Genomic DNA, 23216 nt, shown 5'->3' with positions numbered 1-23216 from the left:
GTAATGCAATACAGATAGTGTACTTGATAAATCGTAAACGTGCTGACTGATTTTCTAATGAATACGGCTAAAAAATGCAAGTATACTGTAAATCTTCGTGATTAAGTTCATTATTATGTATTACTCTTTTTTGGCGTATAAAATAAAGCTATTGTTTAAAATTATGCCAGTTAACGCCATAACAATCATGTTGCTGCCAGCATTGCGCAAATGCTTCACTTTGTAACCATTGCCATTCGTATTCGCGCGCATTTTTAATTTCATCATTCCAGTGCTTTGAAGATACTGCCGGATGGCACATTATCAACAATGAATGTTCAGCAGACATGCTAAGCCAGTTATTCCATTTATGCTGTAAAATTTTTAAATTGGCGTTAAAGTTATAGATACCTGCAAAGAAATGATTGTGCGTAATATTAGCCGCATCTAAAGCGCTGTCGAGAGCTTGACCACCAAGGGTATGAATTAATTTTGCCTTGATATCTTTCTGAGAAGTTTTTGTGCTGCGTACAGCTATTGTATTTCCATAACGCTGCAAGATTATATTTAGTAGTACAGAGCGTATCTGCGGGAACTGATGTACATGCTGATGGCCATCGATAAAAACAGGTATGTCACCAATTTTATCTTCAAAAGCATCCAGCTGGCGATTAATAATATCTTGTAAAATTTTTTCCGGCCATGCATGCAGGTAAGATTTAATTAGTACCTGTTTCAGCGTACCCAACCCGGCAAATCCGGTGAAATCCAGATGCAAACCAATATCAGTATGCTGCTTTTTCAATTCTGCAACTTCATCTGAAGCAATGGTACCCAGACTCATAAAGCTGCTTGCCTGTATGCGTCCCATCTCAGATAGACGAAGTACAGCTTCATTTACAGCTGCAGATAAACCCAGATCATCTACATTAATCATTACTGGTTTCATTGTGTGCCTTTTCATTAAATGCCCAGAATTTACCCAGTATAAAAGATAAAACTGTCACTATCAGCGTAACAATAAACCATAACCACCAATAGGCCTGATTTCCAAACCAGTGTATACCTGCCACAAATAAAATCTGGTTTATCATAAAACCGGTTATAGAGCTGAATAACCAGCGCCAGAGAGCCTGAAACCATGTATGTCGCGTCAGACTGAATGTAAGGTAATAATGACCGGTAAAACTGATAACAAAAGCACAAAGAAAAGCCAGAGGATTGGCCAAAACCGGTAAAAAGTGAGCATATTGAACTAACACCACCAAACAAAAAAAATGCATAGCAGCAGCTGCTCCTCCTACCAGCGTAAACCATATGCCCTGTGCAGATACAGATTTCATTATTTTTCGCGACTGTCCCACACTTTGTCTACCAGATAAAGCGGTCGCTGTTTTACTTCTTCATAAATACGACCGATATATTCTCCAATTACACCAAGACAAACGAGCTGAATCCCGGCAGAAAACATAATTCCGGCTGCCAGCGTCGGCCAGCCAGCAAGATCTTTGCCAAAAAACAGAGTATCAGCAACAATATACAATCCATAGACAATCGACAGGAATGAAATAATCATTCCCATTCTGGAAATCCAGCGTAATGGACGCTGGGAAAACGAAGTAATGCCTATTAAAGCCAGCTCAAACAGGCTGAAATAATTAAATTTACTCTTGCCTGCCTGCCGTTCAGAAGCTTGAAAAGGTATATAGATGGTAGAAAATCCTACCCATGCATACAACCCTTTCATAAACCGCTGTCGCTCAGGTAACTTGAGTAAAGCTTCAACAACACAACGTTTCATCAGTCTGAAATCACCGGCATTAGGTGTCAGCTCATACCGGTGAGTATCCTGCATAAAATGGTAAAAGCCATTTTTCAATATCCGGGTTAATAAGCCTTCATGTTCACGTGAAGCCTGTACGGCAGCCACCACATCCACATTATTGGTCTGAATTAATTCAAGCATTTGTTCCAGTACTGAAACCGGATGCTGCCCGTCAGCATCCATCATGGTAACCAGTTCACCCTGAGATTGCGCTAATCCGGCCGTAAGTGCAGCTTCCTTACCAAAATTACGCGAAAATTGTATCAGCCTCAATGCTGTATTACTTGGTAATTGCTGTCGAAACGTTTCAAATAATGTGGTCAGATGATCTTTACTACCATCATCTACTAAAATAATTTCACAGTTCTGTTGCTGCCTACTGGTAAAAACAAACAGTTCAGGCAAAAAGCGATTTATAGCTGCTGCATCATTATATACCGGCAAAATAATACTTAAACCAGTGCTAACTTTATCCATATCATTTACCTCTCAGCCTAATAGCAAACTGAGATAATCCAAATGTATTATTAATCATTTTTAATTTTAAATAAATATAAAAAATCATTGTTGTTTTAAACATTTTTTCGGTATGTATGCCTGCCAGACTACCTTAAGAGGCTCTCGATCGGGTAATTTATTCCATCGAACTATCCACTCACCCTGTTTTACAACCAGCTCAGAATGATGGGCTAAAGGTTCTAACCATGGTGTCTGAGGATGTTCATCAGCAGGCCATAATGCCAGCGTACCTTGCTGCTGTAAACGACTATTGCTCATCCATGGAGAATAAGCGGAATTACCGGAAACCATGACTGATGGAGCAAATTTTGAATAGGAAGCTACCAGCAATACTACCCAGTCTGAACCAGTCACACTATCAAGCTTACAAGAAGACAACTCCTGCCATTGATCATCAGCCTGTTTGGCCAGTGCAGCCTGAGGCCAGTCCATCCGAGAAGGTTTATGACGTATTCTGGCTCCGAATCCTACATAAACAGCCATCAATATGGTAACAATAAGCGCCCAGACTGCTATACCTTTCAGCAAAGATTTATCTTTAGATATAAATACCGGTTCGGGAATCAGAGACACGATTATGAGTCCGGATAAGCCCCACATCGGCATACCCCACATATCACGTAATCCGAGTCCAAAAATCAGTCCGGCAAATACAAGTATCAGCGTAGGAACTAATCCCATCCATAAAAGAAAATACCAGTCACGCTGACGCAATACCTGAACAGACGGACGTAAACTCAATCGTGTACGGGTAAACAGCAAAATAAATAAAATAGGTAAATGATTAAGTAGCTGAGTGCCGAAATAGCCCAGAGCCGCCAGATGCCCGTTACGGTTTGCATCTTCAGCTGAGCGTGCTGAAGCATAAGTCAGTGGTAACCAGTTATGCTCTATCAGCCAGTATACATTCGGAGCAAACACAATCATAGCAAGCAAAATTGCCAGCCACGGCTTTGGTGTCAGCCATAACCGTCGGTTCGGTGTACACAATGAATATAACACCATAGTTAAGAGCAGTAAGGCAACGGTATATTTTACCAGCATGCCAATACCAGCCAGCAAACCAAACAATAACCAGTATTTCCAGCGATTTTCTCGAATAGCCAGATAAAAGATATAGATTAAACCCAGCCATACGGGCATTTGCGCTATATTGTGATTGAATTCAAGAGAAGGCCACGTGTAATAAAATATTGCCAGCAAAAATAATGCACCGATAAAAGCCCTGCTTTTGCTCATCAATTGCCGGCCGAACAAATAAGCCAGCCATAAACTCAATGCTATCGTACATTGACTTAAAATATACGGACCAATATGACCAAAAGTATAGTAAAAAGAATAGAGTACCCAGCTTGAAAATGGCGGATGCTTATAATATCCCCATTGCCATTCACGTCCCCAGTAAATACCCTCAGGAACATCTAAGGGATAACTTGAGGAAAGCATAAAAGGTAATACCGTCCACAAGATAAAATAAAGTACTAACCAAAAGGGTAGTCTGAGCGACAACGGTTTGCTTGGCATAAAAAGATTTCAATTTTCAAATTAAGTTATTATAAAGGGTGCGGTTACTGTTAGACACTACGGTATAGCAATATTATCAAGAAACTTATCTGTTGATTTTAAAAAATCATTTACTCAAAGCATTCAGGCGCAATGAAAAATTGCGCCTGAATAATGCAAAATCAGCTCAACTAAAGCTAGCTTAAGCTACTCGGAATGTAGCTTTGATTTTATCCGGCCAGATTAATTCCAGTTCATCACCGGATCGAATCGCTGCAACTCCGGCAGGTGTACCAGTGTAAATAATATCACCTGCCTGCAAGCCATAAACCCGGGACAGATAACTGATAATTTGCCGGCACGTAAACATCATATCTTTTGTATAACCCTGCTGGCGTATCTCTCCATTTACCTTTAAGAAAAATTCCTGTTGCTGGATATCATCAATTTCAGATGGCAGAATAAAGTGCGATAAACAGGCTGCTGTAGGAAACCCTTTGGCTTTTTCCCATGGCAAACCTTTACTCTTTAACTCTGCCTGTACATCTCGCGCAGTTAAATCCAGACCAATAGCATAGCCACCGACATAATCTAACGCCTCATTTTCCTGAACATCGAAAGCATCTTCTGCCATATAGATAACCAACTCACATTCATGATGTACATCAGAGCTATAGGTTGGTAATTGAATATCATCAGACTCCAGAGCCAGAGAAGAAGTTGGCTTCATAAATACCACGGGTTCTTCAGGTTTTACATTATGTAATTCTTTAATATGCTCTGTGTAATTTCTTCCAATACAAAAAATATTACCTAAAGCAACTTTTTGTTCTTCGATATAAACTGTTTTCATCTTGTGTCACCAAAAATTAAATCCAGATTTGAAATTAATTACTGTCTGGAAATAGCAATTTATCCGGCCAAAATCAGTTTATCAAAATTGAAAATTCAGCCGGTATAGTCTGTGAGAACCAGAGATAATAATATTTAGTAAAATTAAAAAGCAGTAATTTCACTTAATTTTATTAATTGCATTGGTTCTTTCAAGTATGGTTCTACTGTTTTAATCAGGTTTTGAAAATGTACAGTATTACCATGCTCATTAATTGCTGCATCATCAGCCCAGCATTCAATAAATATAATTCGATCAGCCTTATCTAAATCTTTATTAACGGTGTAAAATACATTTCCTTTTTCTTTACGTGACAATTCCACACATTGCTCAACGGCAGCAGCAATATTTATCCAGGCATTTGCTTTCAGATCCATGATTGCAATTAGTTTAATTGGCTGTGACATATTTTATCTCCTTAATTTTTCTTAGACGGTACGAAAGCACCTATAAAAGTAAAGCCTATTCTTTTAATTAGCTAAAGGCAAATATAAAATTAATCACGTCGTGTAGCATCTACACCTTCCTGTACCGAATTTACCCCGATAATAGTCAGCCTCGGAAAATCAGCCGTTCGTTTGGGACAATTAGCTGCAGGTACTATGGCATGAGTAAATCCAAGTTTTTCTGCCTCTCGCAAACGTTCCTGTCCGCGAGGAACAGGACGAATTTCACCTGATAACCCGACTTCTCCGAATACAATCAGCTTTTCCGGTAATGGTCGATTACGATAGCTTGAAAGCATAGCCAGAATTACAGCCAGATCTGCTGCCGGTTCGGTAATTTTCACACCGCCTACAGCATTAAGAAACACGTCCTGATCATAACAGGCGATACCGGCATGACGGTTAAGCACAGCCAGCAACATGGCCAGACGCTCCTGAGCCAGCCCTACAGTTAATCGTTTTGGAGCAAAACCATGAGCATCATCAACAAGCGCCTGAATTTCTACCAGTAAGGGGCGTGAACCTTCCTGAGTAACGAGAACGCATGAGCCGGGAACATCATCGCGATAACTGGATAAAAACAATGCTGAAGGATTGGAAACTCCCTTCAACCCTTTTTCTGTCATTGCAAAAACACCTAACTCATTAGCGGCACCAAAACGGTTTTTAATAGCACGAATCATACGATAATTTGAATGAGTTTCCCCTTCAAAATACAATACTGTATCCACCATATGCTCCAGCACCCGGGGACCGGCAATCGCGCCATCTTTGGTTACATGACCAACCAGCAGCATGCTGATACCCTGTTGTTTTGCCAGGCGGGTTAATTGTGCTGCACATTCCCTAACCTGTGATACAGAACCGGGAGCTGAAGTAATACCATCTGAATACATGGTCTGAATAGAATCGATTACTACCACTCTGGGTTTTTGGCGTGCAATAACTGCACTGATTGCCTCTACACGTATTTCTGCCAGTAAATGAACTTTGTCTGCATGTACACCAAGACGCTGGGCACGTAAAGCAACCTGCTGAGCTGACTCTTCTCCGGAAACATACAATACGGATTCCTGTTCGGCCATCAAGGCTATCGTTTGCAGCAATAATGTAGATTTACCAATACCCGGATCTCCGCCTAGCAAAATAACAGCTCCGTCTACTAAACCACCTCCAAGTACTCTGTCCAGCTCACCCATTCCTGTTGGCGTTCTCTGTATTTCAACCGCACTGACTTCTGCCAGTAACTGTACCGACGATTCACTTGAAGCCCATGATTGAAAACGGCTGCCAGAAGAAGATGCAGATAAAACTGTTGTTTCTTCCAGAGTATTCCATTCGCCACAATGAGGGCAACGCCCCTGCCATTTAGGTGAACTTCCACCGCAACTGCGGCATTGAAACTGAGTTTTTTGCTTTACCATGAAACCTTTCCGGCAATACCTGCATTAAATTCAAACATAGTTTCCTTTGTCTATTGGGAAATAATGATTCAATAAAATTGACCAATTTTATTTAGTTCTCTATTTTATCTAAGCTTCACCTAGCCAGAACAAAAAAATAGCCATTAGTTTTACTCTTTAACAGCGTATAATTTAGTTAAATTTCTGATGCTAAAACTATTAAATCAAAATAGTAACATCCGTATATATAGACAATTGAAGCACTATAATGGTTTTAATCATAATGATTAGCAGATTAAAAAATATGGCAATTTACTGATTCAAATTCAAAAGAGTCTACACTTATAACTGAACGATAAAATCAAATGTTTTTGGCAAATAGTAATTGCTTCCCAAAACAAATTATAATAATTACTTTGTCTGGCAATTATTATATACTCTGTCAATTCGTGCAGGTTAAATCCAGTTTTACCTTGATATTCTCTTGCATGGTCAATTATTACATTACACTATTTAATCTTTAACATACATCGAAAAAAATGGAATGAATTTTAGTCTTCGGCTAATTCTTGGCGGAATATTTTAATGTTTTAAATCAGTCCATTTTTATTTCAATTTTTATACACAGGGTTTTTCAAAACTATGTCCTTGCCAATGATTGTCACATTCGCTGTGTACATTTTAGGAATGATTGCAATTGGTTTTTTTGCCTATCGGTCAACACAGAATTTTGGTGATTACATTCTGGGCGGGCGTCGTATCGGCAGCGTAGTAACTGCACTTTCGGCCGGAGCTTCTGACATGAGCGGCTGGCTACTGATGGGATTACCGGGGGCAGTATTTTTATTTGGTATCTCACAAAGCTGGATAGCCATTGGCTTAATACTTGGAGCTTACCTGAACTGGTTATTGATTGCCGGACGTCTGCGTGTTTTTACAGAAATCAACCATAATGCGTTAACTTTACCCGATTATTTTACGCACCGGTTTGAAGATAACAGCTCATTACTGCGTATTTTTTCAGCAGTAATTATTCTGATTTTTTTTACAATTTATTGTGCATCAGGGATTGTTGCCGGAGCTAAACTGTTTGAAAGTACTTTTGGCATGAGCTATGGCTGGGCAATGCTGGCAGGAGCTGGTGCAACTATACTTTATACGCTTATAGGCGGTTTTCTAGCGGTTAGCTGGACAGATACCATTCAGGCAAGTCTGATGATGTTCGCTCTGATTTTAACCCCCATAATGGTAATCATTAATGCCGGTGGTTTTTCTGATGCACTCATTCATATTGAAAACCTGAATCCGGACTATACCAACCTTTTTGCCCATATGGATTTTATTGCCATAATCTCATTGTTAGGCTGGGGGTTGGGCTATTTCGGGCAGCCGCATATTTTAGCCAGATTTATGGCTGCTGATTCGCATGAAGTAATGAAAAACGCACGCCGTATCAGCATGACATGGATGATTTTATGTCTGGCCGGCGCCATTACCGTCGGCTTTTTCGGAATAGCATATTTTGCCAACCATCCAGAATTAAGCTATCTGGTCAGCAATGGAAAACATGAACGGATTTTTATCGAGTTATCTAAATTACTCTTCAATCAATGGATCGCCGGTATTATTCTCGCTGCAATTCTGGCAGCTGTGATGAGTACCTTAAGTTGCCAGCTGTTGGTATGCTCAAGCGCTTTGACAGAAGATTTCTATCGGGCATTTTTCCGTCCAAAAGCAAAACAGAAAGAATTGGTCTGGATTGGACGAATAATGGTGTTTATAGTATCTGTGATTGCCATTTTACTGGCAATTAATCCGAATAACAGCGTTCTGGATTTAGTGAGCCACGCATGGGCTGGTTTTGGGGCAGCATTTGGTCCGATTATTATTTTTTCCGTATTCTGGTCGCGTATGACACGTAACGGCGCATTAGCCGGTATGATTATTGGTGCCGTCACAGTATTGCTATGGATCAATTTTAACTGGTTTAATCTATATTCACTCATCCCCGGATTTATATTTGCATCAATTGCAATTATTATTTTTAGTTTATGTGATAAAAAACCAAGCGAGAAAGTACAAATTCATTTTAAAGATGCTTATAAGCGCTACCATACTAAAACAAAATAAACTTTAATTAACCTGGCGGATTAAACAGTTTTTAAGTTCTCAGTAATCCGAATACGGTCTCAAACCAATTTATTTTATTACATAGTTATATTATGATTATGTCCTTTAATTCACATAATCGTAATAATGAGCATCAAGCATTGGCCGCAGAACGATCGCCCTCGGGAAAAGCTTCTTAAACTGGGCGCCTCGGCGCTAAGTGATGCTGAGCTACTCGCAATCCTGCTGCGCACCGGTACCCGTGGTATGAGTGCAGTAGATCTGGCACGAGAGCTTATTTCTCAACTAGGCAGCCTGCGCGCATTGCTTGAAGCAGATTGTCAGCAAATTTGTCAGTATCACGGAATGGGTATTGCCAGTTATACCCAGTTTGCAGTAATTAGAGAAATAAGCAGACGCATGCTGGCAGAAGAAATTTATTGCCGCCCTATTTTTACTCAGCCGGCTGCAGTGGCTGATTTTCTTCGTTTACATATAGGTCATGAAAAAGTGGAGGTTTGTGTAGCTTTACTTCTGAACCAGCGTAACGAACTTATGCAAACCATTGAACTGGCTCGCGGCACCATCAATGAAGCACGGGTTTACACTCGAGAAGTCGCTACAGCAGCTTTAAAACACCACGCAGTCTCAATTATTCTGGCACATAATCATCCAGGACAATCTACTATGCCGTCCAGTGGCGATATTCAATTTACCAGAGAAATAAAAGCCGCTTTAAATCTGCTGGATATTCGTTTATTGGATCATTTTATTGTTACTGCTGAAAAAATAACATCAATGGCTGAATTAAATCTAATGTAGTAAAAATTATTAATTAAACGTTCTATCTTAATAGCATAATAGTGCAAAGCTGGATAAATTTATCATTGCCGATTACAATAACTAGTTTAATAGCGTTATTTACCTTAATCATACGGAGTACCCCATGATTGATTTTGCTTATGCTGCCAATACTGCCGGTTCACAGAGTGGCCTTATGCAATTTGTTCCACTTTTATTAATTCTTGTTGTCTTTTATTTTCTGATTATCCGCCCGCAGCAAAGCAAACATAAAAAACATCAGCAAATGCTAACCGAACTGAAAAAAGGTGATAAAGTTGTTACTTTGGCTGGAATAGTTGGCAAAATCACTAAAGTAAATGAACAATACTTCACTTTAGAAATTGCTCCTAAAGTAGAAGTTGAATTTGAACGCAATGCCATCAGTGGTAAGGCACCAGAATAAAATCAGTAATCCTGCCGCAACTTTTCAGTTGCGGCCTTTGTTTGTTTTCTTTCATTTATTAACTGAAGAACAACAGTCTGCAACAAGGCAGCAAATATGAATCGTTATCCTATATGGAAATATCTGCTTATTATCGTCTCAATAGTGTTGGGTCTGTTATACACCATTCCCAATTTTTTTGGCGAAATACCGGCAGTACAAATCTCTACCAACCGGCAGGCCATTACTATCAATGAACAAACTGAAAATACAGTTAAACAGGCTCTGGCAGCTGCACACATACAGCATCAGGGTATGTTCATTACTGATGGCAGCCTGAAAGTACGTTTCAGTGATACTGAAACTCAGCTTAAAGCACGTGATGCGATTGCTTCTAAATTCGGTGAAGGCTATATCGTAGCCCTGAATCTATTGGCCAATACTCCGGAATGGATGGAAAAAATTCATGCCAAACCGATGTTTCTAGGTCTTGATTTGCGTGGTGGTGTGCATTTCACCATGCAGGTGGATATGGATTCAGCCGTTGACAAAACACTCGACAGCTATGCCGGTGATATCCGCCGCCAGCTGCGTAAATTACAAATCCGTAGTGGCAATATTGTTAAAAACGGACAGACACTGGTTGTTCCTTTCCAGTCTGCAAACGATGCTTCCACTGCAATATCCGGATTAAAAAAATACCTTAATGATGCAACACTAACTCAGAATGGTGACCGTCTGGTAGTTAGCCTGAGTAACACTGCGCTGACCAGAATTCGTACAGATGCAGTGACCCAGAACATTAATACCCTGCATAACCGTGTTAATGAGCTGGGTGTTGCTGAACCGGTTATACAGCAGGCCGGACCGAACAGGATTGTCGTACAACTGCCGGGCGTTCAGGATACTGCTAAAGCTAAAGATATCATTGGCCGTACTGCAACTTTACAGGTACGAATGGTAAGTGATGATCCCAATCTGTATCAGCAGGCGCTGCAAGGACACAATCCAGATGGATTTGAACTACTGCCATCTGCCGGTAACGGAGCACCTACACTGGTCAGCAAACAGGTTGAACTGACTGGGGACAATATTAATGATGCTCAGGCCAGCTTTAACGACCGGGGATTGCCGGGTGTAAGCGTAAATTTTGACAGTACAGGTGCCAGCATTTTTGCTGACCTCACCCGCAATAATGTTGGTAAACGTATGGCGATGGTACTTATCGATCAGGGTAAAGCAGAAGTGATTACCGCACCGGTAATCAATGAACCTATTCCCGGCGGTAAAACCATTATTTCAGGAAGTATGAGTATTGCGGAAGCCAATGATACTGCATTGCTATTGCGTGCCGGCTCACTAGCTGCACCAATGAAAATTATCGAAGAACGAACCATTGGCCCGTCTCTAGGTAAAGAAAATATTAGCAAAGGCTTTCATTCCACCTTATGGGGATTTGTAGTAGTAGCCATATTCATGATGCTTTATTACCGGATGTTCGGACTGTTTTCAGTAATTGCCCTATCATGCAATCTGTTGTTCCTGATCGCCATTTTGTCTGCCATGCAGGCTACTCTGACACTGCCGGGTATAGCCGCAATTGCTCTTACGCTGGGTATGGCGATTGACTCGAATGTATTGATTAATGAACGTATCCGCGAAGAATTACGTCATGGTAATACACCACAGATATCAATTAATGCAGGTTACGATCACGCCTGGCATACTATTGTAGACTCTAATATCACTTCACTGATTGCCGGTCTGGCGTTACTGATTTTCGGCTCAGGCCCTATTCGCGGATTTGCTGTCGTACATTGTCTGGGTATTATGACATCTATGTATTCGTCAGTAGTGGTTTCTCGTGCCATTGTTAATTTGTGGTATGGTCGCAAACGCAAACTGAAAACACTTTCTATCGGCCACATCTGGATTGCAGATAAAGCTGCCACTGGTAAAAGTAAGGCTTAATAAATTATGGAATTCTTCAAAATAAAACGTGATATCCCGTTTATGAGCTATGGTAAGCTGACAACGGCGATTTCATTAATTACTTTTATTCTGGCTGTATTTTTTCTTGTTACTCGCGGGCTGAACTTTTCTGTAGAATTTACCGGCGGTACTGTAATGGAAGTGGAATTCAAACAGAGTGCGGATTTAAATAAAATTCGTACAGAACTGGATGGATTAAAACTTGGAGAAATACAAGTACAGGCACTGGGCACAAATAAACAAATCATGATTCGTCTGCCCAATAAAGCCAATATGACTTCAGCACAATTGTCCAATCAAGTTATGGACTTGCTTAAACAGCATCAGGAAGGTGTAAGTTTACGTCAGGTTGAATTTATCGGACCGCAAGTGGGCGAAGAACTGGTTACTCACGGCTTACTGGCTTTAGGCATGGTTGTGATTGGCATCATTATTTATTTATCCATGCGTTTCGAATGGCGCTTTGCTGTTTCTGCTATTATTGCCAATATGCACGACGTAGTGATTATTCTGGGTTGCTTTGCCCTCTTTCACTGGGAATTTTCTCTTACCGTACTTGCAGGCGTACTTGCCGTGCTTGGCTACTCAGTTAATGAGTCAGTAGTTGTCTTTGACCGTATCCGTGAAAATTTCCGAAAACCACATATGCGTGGTAAAAGTGTTCCGGCAATCATAGATAATGCCATTACCGCAACCATGAGCCGTACCATTATTACCCACGGATCAACTGAAGCAATGGTCATTTCTATGCTGGTATTTGGCGGAGCTGCTTTGCATGGTTTCGCAATGGCATTAACAATTGGTATTGTGTTTGGTATTTACTCATCAGTATTAGTAGCCAGTCCGTTACTACTGATGTTTGGACTGAACCGGCAAAATCTGGTTAAGCCGCCAAAACGGAAAGAGGAAGCTGTAGTTTAAGATTAAATTACTATTATTTTCCCCTAATAAATAAAAAACTCCAGAATAATATTTTATTTCTGGAGTTTTTTATGATTTTAAAATTTATCTACAAAATTAGATTTATCTATACAGCAATCAAAAATGAAATTTGAAGAGCTAACAAACTGATGTGCCTAAGCCGAACAATATCTGATTGCTAACGTAGTGCCCGTTCGTCTTTCCAACCTTTATCCGTCAGAACCAATACCGCCGTACGACGTTGAGGTTCCTGCATAGACTTCCACCAGTTTTCATCGGTAGTTTTCAATAATTTTTCAGCCCATTTTTCAGGTACCAGTTTTGCATCATAAACTACCTTGGAAATAGTCATTCCATTTGCAGGGGTAGGTTCAGTAAAGAGCACAATTTTATCTACTTTTTGTGTTCCTAGGCACAGCATACTTCCCTGAGCTGTATTTTGCACATTGTCCTCACCTTTACTTGTACGGTAATACACTGCCTGCGGTATATCTTTTCCGCCATTAACAACCAGAGTTGCATCCTTACCTTTTTCATACAAGTCTGCATCAGTTAAAATATCCATTTGCTTTAAAGCAGTTTTATTAACTTTATCGCCATCACTATTTTTTCTGGCAATACGTATTTCTTTATTGCCAAGTGCAACCGTATTATTCATACCTCCCTGAGCATTATCCAGCATCAGATTAACCGCCAGACAAACTTTATCATTTTTAGCAAAATCATCTATCGCCTCAGTAAAATTGTGATTACTCGCCTCTTGCTTACCTCCGCAGGCAGCCAGTAACAGGCTAACGGCTAATACACTGATTTTTTTCATCCCGGTATTCCTTATAAAATAAAATCTATACTGATTAAAGCATACTGCCAATATGCCGGATTAGCAACGCAAGCAGTTTACCTTCACTGGTCAGAAACAATTTAAAACGCTCAATCGACATAAAACCAACACTTTAAGCAAATATAAGCAAAACGGTATAATAATAGCTTATTTCTGCAAACAGGCTTTCATCAATGAGTATACAAATTTATGGTATCAGTCAGTGTAATACTGTCAAAAAAGCCCGCAAATGGCTGGCTGATCAACATATTAACGCTGAATTTATCGATTTTAAGAAAACACCGCCAACAATAACTGATATCCAGTTCTGGCTTACACAAGTACCTAAAGAAACATTAATTAACCGTAAAGGTACAACATGGCGGAAATTAAGTAACAATGAACAGACAATTGCTTTAAGTAATGATGATGAAGCCATTCGCCTAATGATAAACCACCCCTCAGTGATTAAAAGACCAGTTCTGGTAAAAAATCAATTAATATTGGTTGGTTTTGATCCGCAACGCTATACTGAATTTTTTGCCTGATACTTCCAGATACAAACCATGAACAACACAACAATATTTATTTCTGATTTACATCTTTCTGAACAGACGCCGCCTTTAAATCAGCTATTTGAACGCTGCCTGCAACAATGGCAAGGAAATATCGATGCATTATACATATTAGGTGATTTTTTTGATGTCTGGATAGGTGACGATGATGATAGTGATTTCATTCGTCATATTAAATCTCTGTTAAAATCTTTTTCTTCTGCGACACCAGTTTTTTTCATTCATGGTAACCGGGATTTCCTGATTGGTGAAAAATTTGCTGCAGAAACCGGAATACAACTACTTACATCACCTCAGCAAATAAATCTTTACGAGCATGAATATATTATTATGCATGGGGATGAATTATGCACTGACGATATTGCATATCAACAATTCCGTGCCCAGTCCCGCAATCCTCTATGGCAAATGGCTGTATTAAGTAAACCTATTGAAGAGCGTCGTTTACTAGCCGGACAAATCCGTCAGATGAGTGAAACACGTAAAAACAATGAGGGTAAAAGTGAGATTTCTGATGTAACAGAACAAGCCATTAATGAACTGATGAGTAGCCATATGCAACCTACTCTGCCTACACTGATTCATGGTCATACCCATCGTCCAGCCGTACATGAATCACAGTTGAACAACCAACCTTTCAAGCGTTATGTCATACAGGACTGGGCTGATAATTACGGCGGCTATCTGGCTGTAGACACAGATGGTGTACATGTACATGAGCTTAAGCTATAAATATAAAAAATACATCTATACTATTAATGGGAATGCTCCTAAAAGTTAATTATCTCATTATTAACTAGGCAGTCAGATTTCGTATCTGAATACAACGCCAGTAAAATAAAAACCGAAAAGATTAAAAATTCTTTTCGGTTTTTATTTATTATTTTTTATTCCCAAATACCCTGATTTATCCGGGTAATAGCATATCATTATTAAATCACCCACTATATTCAGAGATTTTAAAATAAAAACCGTGTCTACTAAGTGTAAACACGGTTGATACTAGTTTTAAAAAATTATTTACTTGCCGCGCATTAAATCAAAAAAGTCGGCATTATTTTTAGACTGCTTGAGCTTATCAATGATAAATTCCATTGCTTCAATATCATCCATTGGATGCAAGAATTTCCGCAGCAGCCACATTTTTTGTAAATGCTCATTAGAAACCAGCAATTCTTCACGGCGAGTACCAGAACGATTGATATTAATTGCCGGAAACAGACGTTTTTCAGCCATACGCCGATCCAGATGCAATTCCATATTGCCCGTTCCCTTGAACTCCTCATAAATTACATCATCCATACGGCTACCGGTTTCTACCAGAGCAGTTGCGATAATGGTCAGTGAACCGCCTTCTTCCACATTACGGGCTGCGCCGAAGAATCGCTTTGGACGATGCAGTGCATTTGCATCAATACCGCCAGTTAAAATTTTACCGGATGCAGGAATAACTGTGTTGTAAGCACGCGCCAGACGTGTAATTGAATCCAGCAGAATGATTACATCTTTTTTGTGTTCTACCAGACGCTTGGCTTTTTCAATCACCATTTCAGCCACTTGTACATGGCGGGTAGCCGGCTCATCAAAAGTAGAAGATACTACTTCACCCCGTACTGAACGGGTCATTTCCGTAACTTCTTCAGGACGCTCATCAATCAGCAGAACAATCAGTTCAGCTTCAGGATAATTAGCTGTAATCGCATGTGCGATATTCTGCAGCATCACTGTTTTACCAGATTTCGGCGGAGCTACCAGCAAAGCGCGCTGACCAAATCCGATAGGTGCAATCAGATCAATTGCACGTCCAGTAAGATTTTCTCCGGAACGAATATCCCGCTCTAGCACAAACTGGCGATCAGGGAATAATGGTGTCAGATTTTCAAACAGGATTTTATGTTTGCATACATCCGGATCGTCTCCATTAATTTTATCCAGACGAACCAGCGCAAAATAGCGTTCATTGTCTTTAGGTACACGTACACTGCCTTCAATCGTGTCACCAGTATGCAGATTGAAACGCCGTATCTGACTCGGACTGACGTAAATATCATCAGGGCCTGCCAGATAAGATGTATCCATGCTACGCAAAAAGCCAAAGCCATCAGGCAGAATTTCCAGCGTACCGGAACAGGTAAACGCTTCTCCCTGCTTCATTTTAATGCGCACAATAGCAAACACCAGATCCTGTTTGCGCAAACGATTGGCATTTTCAATACCAAACTCTTCAGCTATGCCCAGTAATTCAGACACATGTAGATTTTGTAATTCAGAAACGTGCATAAAGATATAAATGAACTTATTTATTAGAATCGAAGATAAAATGAGTCAGAAAACTCATAATAATTCCAGTTACCAGTCTTTAAGTTGCAAAATACTTGCCAAAGACAGGTAAGGTTTTTATTGAAAGTTGATTTGGTTTAATTCTGCCACAAAAGACATTAATAAAAGATTTTTCAGAAGTGACATCTTCTTATGAAGTGCAATTCTAATCTTCAAACCACATAATGTCAAGTTATTATCAACTTTCAATAACACTTGTATGAAGCATACCCTTAAAATTTAATTCTGACATCAGAAAATCCATATAGCATAAAAAGTTATAATTGTGTTTTTTAGTCTGTATCGAGAATTAACCGAACCGAACAACAATTCAGGTTAATATAAATTTCTTATTGTTATATTAATCACTAATTTTTAACTATAAACTGTTATTCAGGCCGGATTATAACCGCATTATTAAAATTAGTATAATAATGTAAATAGAAAAAGAATATATCAGAAAGACAACAGTTACAGATAGATTATATATTCAAAGAACTGAATTTCCAGATATCAAACAATAGCAAACAACCAGTAAAACAGCAGATAAGAAAATGCTTTTCTGCTGATGACTGCTATAATTGTCTCTCCTTTAAATACTAAAAGAGAAATTATGAAACACTTGTCTTTAACTACTCTGGGAATCACTACTGCACTGGCTTTATCGGCCTGTAATTTTGCTGATAATGGGTATAAAAATAACAGCAGTGAGCCGGTAGCAGCTTCAACTGCACCTTCGGCTACCCGAAACCCGCAGCGTGCAGGAGAAGAGTTTCTGGCCAAAAATAAAAATGTTTCCGGTGTAAAAACCACTACATCAGGTTTGCAGTACAAAGTTAATCATGAGGGATCCGGTAAAAAACCTAAAGCCACTGATATAGTGACGGTTCAGTATGAAGGTCGGTTAATCGACGGGACTATATTTGATAGCACAGCTCAGCGTAATAATGAGCCGGTTACATTTCCGCTTAATGGCGTTATTGCCGGATGGACTGAAGGATTGCAGCTTATGTCAGAAGGTAGTGATTACACGTTCTATATACCAGCCCGACTTGCTTACGGCGAACATAGCCCGACAAGTGCCATTCCTGCTAACAGTGTTCTGATATTTGATGTGAAGCTGATTAAAGTTGGAAAGTAAATCAAGTAAATCTGATTGTAGGCATAATTAATGAAAAAGCACTCAGTAAACTGAGTGCTTTTAAAATCTGGCTCCCCGACCAGGGCTCGAACCTGGGACCTGCGGATTAACAGTCCGTCGCTCTACCGACTGAGCTATCAGGGAATGAGGCGAAATTATAGCGACTGTAATTTTACTGTCAAGCTTTTTAAACAACTTTATAGTTACTAGTTGATTAAATTATTAATTACACAATACTAATATTTTAGTAAGCAGTTTTATTTTAAATTATTCAGCCTGTTCATTCTGACCTAGAATCATAGTTCCGACACCTTTATCAGTGAAAATTTCCAGCAAGAGAGCATGTGGAACACGTCCGTCAATAATATGAGTATTGTGAACGCCATGCATAGCAGCCTGCAAAGTCGCATTAATTTTAGGCAGCATACCATTTTGTAAAGTACCATCAGCAATTAATGCATTGATATCAGATGGCGTAAGGCGACTTAATAATTGATTGTTTTTATCCAGTACACCAATTGTATTGGTCAGCATAATCAGTTTTTCAGCCTTCAGACTTTCTGCCAGCTTACCGGCTACCACATCAGCATTGATATTAAATGCTTCACCATGTTCACCTACCCCAACAGGTGCCACAACAGGGATATAACCATGTTCCACCATTTCCTGAATCAGAGCTGTATCAATTTCTTCAACTTCACCTACCTGTCCGATATCCTGCTTTTCATTATCAGAAGTGGTAAGAAACAATTTTTTCGCCTTGATAAAATGATTATCGCGACCAGTAATTCCGACTGCATGCCCTCCATGCAGGTTAAGTAAAGATGTAATTTCCTTATTAACACAACCACCAAGCACCATTTCAACAATATCCATGGTCTCGCTGTCAGTCACCCGCATACCCTGAATGAATTGATTTTCTTTTCCTACTTTCTGTAACAGCTCATTAATTTGCGGCCCGCCCCCGTGTACAATAATCGGATGAATTCCTACAAGTTTGAGCAAGACGACATCTTTAGCAAAACTTTCTTTCAACTGCGGATCAGTCATTGCATTACCGCCATACTTAATTACCATTGTCACACCGGAAAATCGCCGGATATACGGTAGCGCCTCGGCTAAAATATTAGCTTTTGTTTTAGCCTCAATAGCATTAATGTTTGTGAAGATGTCTGTGCTCATTATTTATCCCTGCCTAATTAAACTGATTATTTTTCTACGGTTAAGTTTATCTTTAGTTCTGATAAAATAAAACCATAATTTGTTATTTAATGTTTGTTTAAAATTTTAAGCAATAATGAGCACAAATTGAAAGATAAATGAAAAATATACTTGATTGAAAAAGCAGTCTAAAAATTATCGAAATAATAAAGCACTATTTATTGTAGTTATAAATTCTGCGTTATCCGTAACCCGATATATAGATTTATTTAAAACACATTTGAAAATTAATCAAGTTTGGCCATACATGCGCCAGTACTGAAAAAAGTTGCCAGAATTGCCTGTGCTGCAACCTGATCCAGTATTTGTTTACGCTTTTTCCCAAAGACTAAAGCTTCATTCAGCAAACTTTCGGCGACTACAGATGTCCAGCGCTCATCGACCCAGTATACCGGTAAATTAAATCGACCATGTAAGCGGTTACCAAAACGGCGACAAAGAGCAGTAGCTTCATCGTCCTCACCATCTGCATGAGTGGGAAGGCCTACTACAAGCACCTGTGGCCGCCATTCATTTATTAAAGTTTTAATACGGCTAAAATACTGTTCAGTACTGATAACAGTAATAGTTTCCAACGGATGTACACTCGCCAGCTCAGCTTCACCAACGGCCACTCCTATTCGCGCGCTTCCGAAATCAAATCCGAGCACAGTGCCACGCTTTAGCGGAGAAGGGATTGATTCAGGCATGGCCCACCAATACGCTCAGATTGGCAACATCAATATTTAATAACTGCAAAGCAGCTTTATAACGTTGCTTATAAGGCATATCAAATAAAATCTGGTTATCTGCAGGCACGGTTATCCAGCTATTATTTGCCAGCTCCTGCTCCAGTTGTCCGGCAGACCAGCTGGAATAACCAATAGTAGCTACAGCTTTATCAACTTCATTTTCCTGTGTAAGCCCCAGAATAATATCGCGAGAAGTAGTCATGGCTATATCGTCAGTTACCAACAAACTGCTTTCCCATGAACCTGTCGGAGTATGGACCAGAAATCCGCGGTCTACTTGAACCGGACCTCCCATCAGAACATTTTGTCCGTGAAAACGTTCCGGTGTAGGGGTTTTAGCAGAATCAAACAGTAAATCCATCATAATCGGTGATGGTTTATTTACAATGATGCCCATAGCACCGTCTGCACTATGTTCACACAGGTAAATCACGCTTTCTTTAAAAAACGGGTCTTCCATTGATGGCATAGCAATCAGAAAATGATTGGCCAGAGAAAATCCGGACGGAGCGTTTTGTTGTGCAGCCATATTGTGCTTATCCATGAAAATGATGTCAGACTATATAAATTAATTTGTCGTTAAATTGGGTCTGTTTTACAGTTTCTCAAGCGTATGCTTTTCGCTATAATTCTATCTTACTCCGAACCGGATTGTTTTATCCGGTTTTTAAAATTTTATCAAAACAGCTAATACTGGCAGACTGAGTCAAAGACAGCCATCACAGAAAGGTCAATTGTGTCATTAATTAAACCTGTTGTGCTTTTAATTCTGGATGGTTTCGGCCATCGTGCCGAAGGAAATGACAATGCTATTTTACTGGCGCATACTCCTCATATCGATAACTATCGTCAGCAATATGCTTATGGCACGATAGATGCATCAGAACGAATGGTCGGATTGCCTGTTGGCCAGTTTGGCAATTCAGAAGTGGGTCACCTGAATATTGGTGCAGGCAGAGTTGTACCTCAGGATATTACCCGAATCGATATGGCTATTGAAGACCATACTCTCGAACAAAATCCGGTTTTGCAACAGGCATGGAATAATCCGAATCATACTGTACATCTGCTGGGCTTATTTTCTGATGGTGGTGTGCATAGCCATATAGAACATTTTTTTGCAGTTATAGATGCCGCACTAGCTGCCGGCATGCAAAAAATTGTTGTCCATCCGTTTCTTGATGGTCGCGATACACCGCCGCAAAGTGCCCGTCCCTATCTGCAACGCCTGCAACAATATATGCAACAGCATTCTCAGATATTATGCGGTGCCATTGTCGGACGTTTTTTTGCTATGGACAGAGACAATCGATGGGATCGCGTTGAAGCTGCTTATAATGCCTTATTCGGAGATGCGCCCTATCAGGCTGATTCACCTGTTGCTGCATTAGATGCTGCTTATACCCGTGGCGAGCAGGATGAATTTGTTAAACCTACCATTGTTAGCCCGCAGGCAAAGCTGCTAGATGGTGATGCCATTCTGTTTCTCAACTTCCGCGCTGATCGCGCACGTGAATTAACTCAGGCTCTTACTTTTGCCGATTTCGATGGATTTAAACGCAAGTATCGTGTACAACCGGGATATTTTGCCACGATTACTGCTTACGGGACACAATTCAGCAATCCGGTAATGTTTGAAAAACAATCTGTAAATAATGGTCTGGGAGAATTTTTGGCCGGACAGGGTCTTAGACAGCTCCGCATAGCAGAAACAGAAAAATACCCGCACGTAACTTATTTTTTCAGTGGTGGTCGGGAAGAACCTTATATTGGTGAAGAAAGGATTATGATTCCTTCACCCAAAGTGACTACATATGATTTACAGCCAGAAATGAGTGCTGTCGGCATTACTGAACAAATTATTGATAGTCTGAAACATCATCGCCATGATGTTATTATTTGTAATTTTGCCAATGGTGATATGGTTGGACATACCGGTTCACTTGACGCCGCTATAAAAGCAGTAGAAACACTGGATAGTTGCGTAGCACAGGTTGTCGAAACAACACTTTCTGTAGGCGGAGAAGTGATTATTACTGCCGATCACGGTAACTGTGAACACATGTATGATGAAAAAAATCAGCAACCTCACACACAACATACAGTTGAACCGGTCCCATTTATTTATATAGGGCGTAAGGCTACAATCCGTTCATGCGGAGCGCTTAAAGATGTAGCGCCCTCTCTTTTAACTGCTCTGGGACTGACTCCGCCTGCAGAAATGACAGGCCAGAACCTGATTGAATTCACAGATAAATAATGAAATCTTTATTCTGTCTCATTCTGATATGGTGCAGTACCCTTTTCTCTTTGGCTATCGCTGCCAATAATCAGAAAATCCAACAGCCAACTGGTGAACTGAAACAGGTTCACCAGGCTATTTCAGCAACACAAAACCAGATCAGTAAAACTACGGTTGAACAGAAAAAAATTGATGCCTCAATGGCTGCAACAGACCAGCAGCTTAATCAGGCAAAAAATGAGCTTAACCGCATTCAGCAACAGCAACAGACCAGTATGCGGCAGTTACAAACCCTGCAAACCAATCTGGATAAAACCCGTACCCAGATTGCAGAAACTCAGACCCAGATAGCCCGTTTACTTAATGCACATTACCGTAACCGTCAGCCGAACAGCGTATATTTGATGCTAAAAAATGATCGCTCCGACCAAAAAGGGCGCTCGTTACAATATATCCGTTATTTAAATGAAGCCAATGAGCAGGTCATCCAGCGTTTACGTGAACAACAATTGCGGATGAATACACAGCAACAGGCTATCAATTATCAGCAGCAACAACTTTCTTCGCTACAAAAAAAACAACAGCAGCTTATTAATAAACTTCATAATGAACATACTATTCAGCAAAGTAAATCCAGTGTATTAAACCAACAATTACAAGTACAGAATAAGCAGTTACAATCATTGAAGGCTGATGAAAAACGATTGAATAATCTTTTAAGCCGTCTTTCTGCTCAGGCAACAATGCGTCGTCTGGCTCAGACTCAGCCTAAACCTCCTAAACAAACCATCAAACCGAAAAATACAGGTCAGCCACAAATTACTCCAAGTAACGATGCCGGTAACAATAATACAGACAGCACCAGACCGCCTTCTACCTTAACAGCAGAAGATTTAGCTTTACAGGCTACAGAAAATATTAAAACACCGCTTATTAAAGGTCTTGCACAGAAACAGGGACGCCTTCCCCGACCTGTTAACGGCAGCATATCAGGAAAATTCGGAGAAAACAGACCAAATGGCGGTATCTGGAAAGGATTGTTTTTTTCCTGTAATAATGCGGCTGTACACAGCATTTCTAATGGCAATGTTGTCTATGCTGCTTTTTTACAAGGTTACGGCAATACCGTAATCATTGATCACGGTGAGGGTTATATCAGCATTTACACAGGCTTGTCCTCCGTCAATGTTTCTGCCGGTAGCATTCTTAGCTCTGGTCAAACCATTGGTATAAGTGGTAAATTACCGGACGGTCAGAACGGGCTTTATTTTGAAATTCGTTATCATAATCAGGCAATGAATCCATTATCATGGTTGCGTTAACACATATTATGCTTTGCTATTACTTTCAATA

Annotated in this window: 22 protein-coding genes and 1 tRNA gene; 10 read left to right on the top strand and 13 right to left on the bottom strand. The window is 40.0% G+C overall.

The features are described from left to right. Window positions 1-148: 148 nt before the first annotated feature. The 7 genes from GYY70_RS02455 to radA all read right to left on the bottom strand — a co-directional run bounded on the left by GYY70_RS02455 (window position 149) and on the right by radA (window position 6588). Window positions 149-928: a ChbG/HpnK family deacetylase gene (locus GYY70_RS02455; protein ID WP_174831184.1), complete on the bottom strand. Its 780-nt coding sequence runs from the start codon at window positions 926-928 to the stop codon at window positions 149-151. Further along, window positions 909-1322 (bottom strand): GtrA family protein, encoded by a 414-nt coding sequence (locus tag GYY70_RS02450; RefSeq protein ID WP_174831183.1) that lies wholly within the window; start codon window positions 1320-1322, stop codon window positions 909-911. The genes GYY70_RS02455 and GYY70_RS02450 overlap by 20 nt, the downstream gene beginning before the upstream one ends. Continuing rightward, window positions 1322-2281 carry a glycosyltransferase family 2 protein gene (locus GYY70_RS02445; RefSeq protein ID WP_084586193.1) on the bottom strand — a complete coding sequence of 320 codons (960 nt, stop codon included), beginning with the start codon at window positions 2279-2281 and terminating at the stop codon, window positions 1322-1324. The genes GYY70_RS02450 and GYY70_RS02445 overlap by 1 nt, the downstream gene beginning before the upstream one ends. A gap of 84 nt (window positions 2282-2365) precedes the next feature. Then, window positions 2366-3769 carry a glycosyltransferase family 39 protein gene (locus GYY70_RS02440; protein WP_174831182.1) on the bottom strand — a complete coding sequence of 468 codons (1404 nt, stop codon included), beginning with the start codon at window positions 3767-3769 and terminating at the stop codon, window positions 2366-2368. Between the two features lie 259 nt (window positions 3770-4028). Then, the gene (locus GYY70_RS02435; protein WP_174831181.1) at window positions 4029-4679 is read right to left on the bottom strand and encodes a fumarylacetoacetate hydrolase family protein; all 651 of its coding nucleotides are present in this window, start codon (window positions 4677-4679) and stop codon (window positions 4029-4031) included. A 143-nt stretch (window positions 4680-4822) separates the two neighbouring features. Further along, window positions 4823-5125, bottom strand: a complete 303-nt coding sequence (locus GYY70_RS02430; protein ID WP_078475561.1) for a putative quinol monooxygenase — start codon at window positions 5123-5125, stop codon at window positions 4823-4825. An 89-nt stretch (window positions 5126-5214) separates the two neighbouring features. After that, window positions 5215-6588 carry a DNA repair protein RadA gene (gene radA / locus GYY70_RS02425; RefSeq protein WP_174831180.1) on the bottom strand — a complete coding sequence of 458 codons (1374 nt, stop codon included), beginning with the start codon at window positions 6586-6588 and terminating at the stop codon, window positions 5215-5217. A gap of 621 nt (window positions 6589-7209) precedes the next feature. Between radA and putP the strand changes: the two genes are divergently transcribed. The 5 genes from putP (at window position 7210) to secF (ending at window position 12814) form a co-directional block, all read left to right on the top strand. Continuing rightward, the gene (gene putP / locus GYY70_RS02420) at window positions 7210-8697 is read left to right on the top strand and encodes a sodium/proline symporter PutP (RefSeq protein ID WP_174831179.1); all 1488 of its coding nucleotides are present in this window, start codon (window positions 7210-7212) and stop codon (window positions 8695-8697) included. A 126-nt stretch (window positions 8698-8823) separates the two neighbouring features. Then, window positions 8824-9498, top strand: a complete 675-nt coding sequence (radC, locus tag GYY70_RS02415; protein ID WP_174831177.1) for a DNA repair protein RadC — start codon at window positions 8824-8826, stop codon at window positions 9496-9498. Window positions 9499-9622: 124 nt separating this feature from the next. Continuing rightward, entirely contained in the window at window positions 9623-9922 is a 300-nt protein-coding gene (gene yajC, locus GYY70_RS02410; protein ID WP_025330657.1) for a preprotein translocase subunit YajC, read from the top strand. Window positions 9923-10018: 96 nt separating this feature from the next. After that, window positions 10019-11872 (top strand): protein translocase subunit SecD, encoded by a 1854-nt coding sequence (gene secD / locus GYY70_RS02405; protein WP_174831175.1) that lies wholly within the window; start codon window positions 10019-10021, stop codon window positions 11870-11872. A 6-nt stretch (window positions 11873-11878) separates the two neighbouring features. Beyond that, window positions 11879-12814: a protein translocase subunit SecF gene (gene secF / locus GYY70_RS02400; RefSeq protein WP_025330655.1), complete on the top strand. Its 936-nt coding sequence runs from the start codon at window positions 11879-11881 to the stop codon at window positions 12812-12814. A 178-nt stretch (window positions 12815-12992) separates the two neighbouring features. Here the strand turns inward: secF and GYY70_RS02395 are convergent, their stop codons facing one another. After that, on the bottom strand, window positions 12993-13634 hold the full coding sequence (locus GYY70_RS02395) for a hypothetical protein (protein ID WP_174831173.1): 642 nt from the start codon (window positions 13632-13634) through the stop codon (window positions 12993-12995). Between the two features lie 194 nt (window positions 13635-13828). Between GYY70_RS02395 and GYY70_RS02390 the strand changes: the two genes are divergently transcribed. Both GYY70_RS02390 and GYY70_RS02385 read left to right on the top strand, forming a co-directional pair. Further along, the gene (locus GYY70_RS02390) at window positions 13829-14182 is read left to right on the top strand and encodes a Spx/MgsR family RNA polymerase-binding regulatory protein (RefSeq protein ID WP_084554247.1); all 354 of its coding nucleotides are present in this window, start codon (window positions 13829-13831) and stop codon (window positions 14180-14182) included. 18 nt (window positions 14183-14200) lie between these two features. Further along, a complete protein-coding gene (locus GYY70_RS02385; RefSeq protein ID WP_174831171.1) occupies window positions 14201-14941 on the top strand; it encodes a UDP-2,3-diacylglucosamine diphosphatase in 741 nt (246 codons plus the stop codon). A 288-nt stretch (window positions 14942-15229) separates the two neighbouring features. On the opposite strand, the gene rho is transcribed toward GYY70_RS02385, so the two are convergent. Continuing rightward, a complete protein-coding gene (gene rho, locus GYY70_RS02380) occupies window positions 15230-16489 on the bottom strand; it encodes a transcription termination factor Rho (protein ID WP_025330651.1) in 1260 nt (419 codons plus the stop codon). 607 nt (window positions 16490-17096) lie between these two features. Between rho and GYY70_RS02375 the strand changes: the two genes are divergently transcribed. Next, window positions 17097-17669: an FKBP-type peptidyl-prolyl cis-trans isomerase gene (locus tag GYY70_RS02375; protein WP_084554253.1), complete on the top strand. Its 573-nt coding sequence runs from the start codon at window positions 17097-17099 to the stop codon at window positions 17667-17669. A 68-nt stretch (window positions 17670-17737) separates the two neighbouring features. Here the strand turns inward: GYY70_RS02375 and GYY70_RS02370 are convergent. From GYY70_RS02370 to GYY70_RS02355, 4 genes are all read right to left on the bottom strand, one after another. After that, window positions 17738-17813: transfer RNA gene (locus GYY70_RS02370), tRNA-Asn, on the bottom strand. Window positions 17814-17936: 123 nt separating this feature from the next. Beyond that, entirely contained in the window at window positions 17937-18851 is a 915-nt protein-coding gene (gene argB, locus GYY70_RS02365; protein ID WP_084551882.1) for an acetylglutamate kinase, read from the bottom strand. 266 nt (window positions 18852-19117) lie between these two features. Beyond that, window positions 19118-19579, bottom strand: a complete 462-nt coding sequence (gene ruvX, locus GYY70_RS02360) for a Holliday junction resolvase RuvX (RefSeq protein ID WP_037393424.1) — start codon at window positions 19577-19579, stop codon at window positions 19118-19120. After that, complete coding sequence (locus GYY70_RS02355; RefSeq protein ID WP_037393479.1) at window positions 19572-20150, bottom strand: YqgE/AlgH family protein; 579 nt, start codon at window positions 20148-20150, stop codon at window positions 19572-19574. Before GYY70_RS02355 ends, ruvX begins: the two co-directional genes overlap by 8 nt. A 207-nt stretch (window positions 20151-20357) precedes the next feature. Here GYY70_RS02355 and gpmI point away from each other — a divergent pair, with 207 nt between their 5' ends. Both gpmI and GYY70_RS02345 read left to right on the top strand, forming a co-directional pair. Beyond that, entirely contained in the window at window positions 20358-21881 is a 1524-nt protein-coding gene (gpmI, locus tag GYY70_RS02350; protein WP_174831169.1) for a 2,3-bisphosphoglycerate-independent phosphoglycerate mutase, read from the top strand. Continuing rightward, window positions 21881-23185 (top strand): murein hydrolase activator EnvC, encoded by a 1305-nt coding sequence (locus tag GYY70_RS02345; protein WP_174831168.1) that lies wholly within the window; start codon window positions 21881-21883, stop codon window positions 23183-23185. The genes gpmI and GYY70_RS02345 overlap by 1 nt, the downstream gene beginning before the upstream one ends. Window positions 23186-23216: the final 31 nt, after the last annotated feature.

The sequence above is a fragment of the Snodgrassella sp. ESL0324 genome, from assembly GCF_013344955.1.
In the GTDB taxonomy this organism is placed as follows: domain Bacteria; phylum Pseudomonadota; class Gammaproteobacteria; order Burkholderiales; family Neisseriaceae; genus Snodgrassella; species Snodgrassella alvi.
This window is presented reverse-complemented; position numbering and strand designations above follow the sequence as displayed.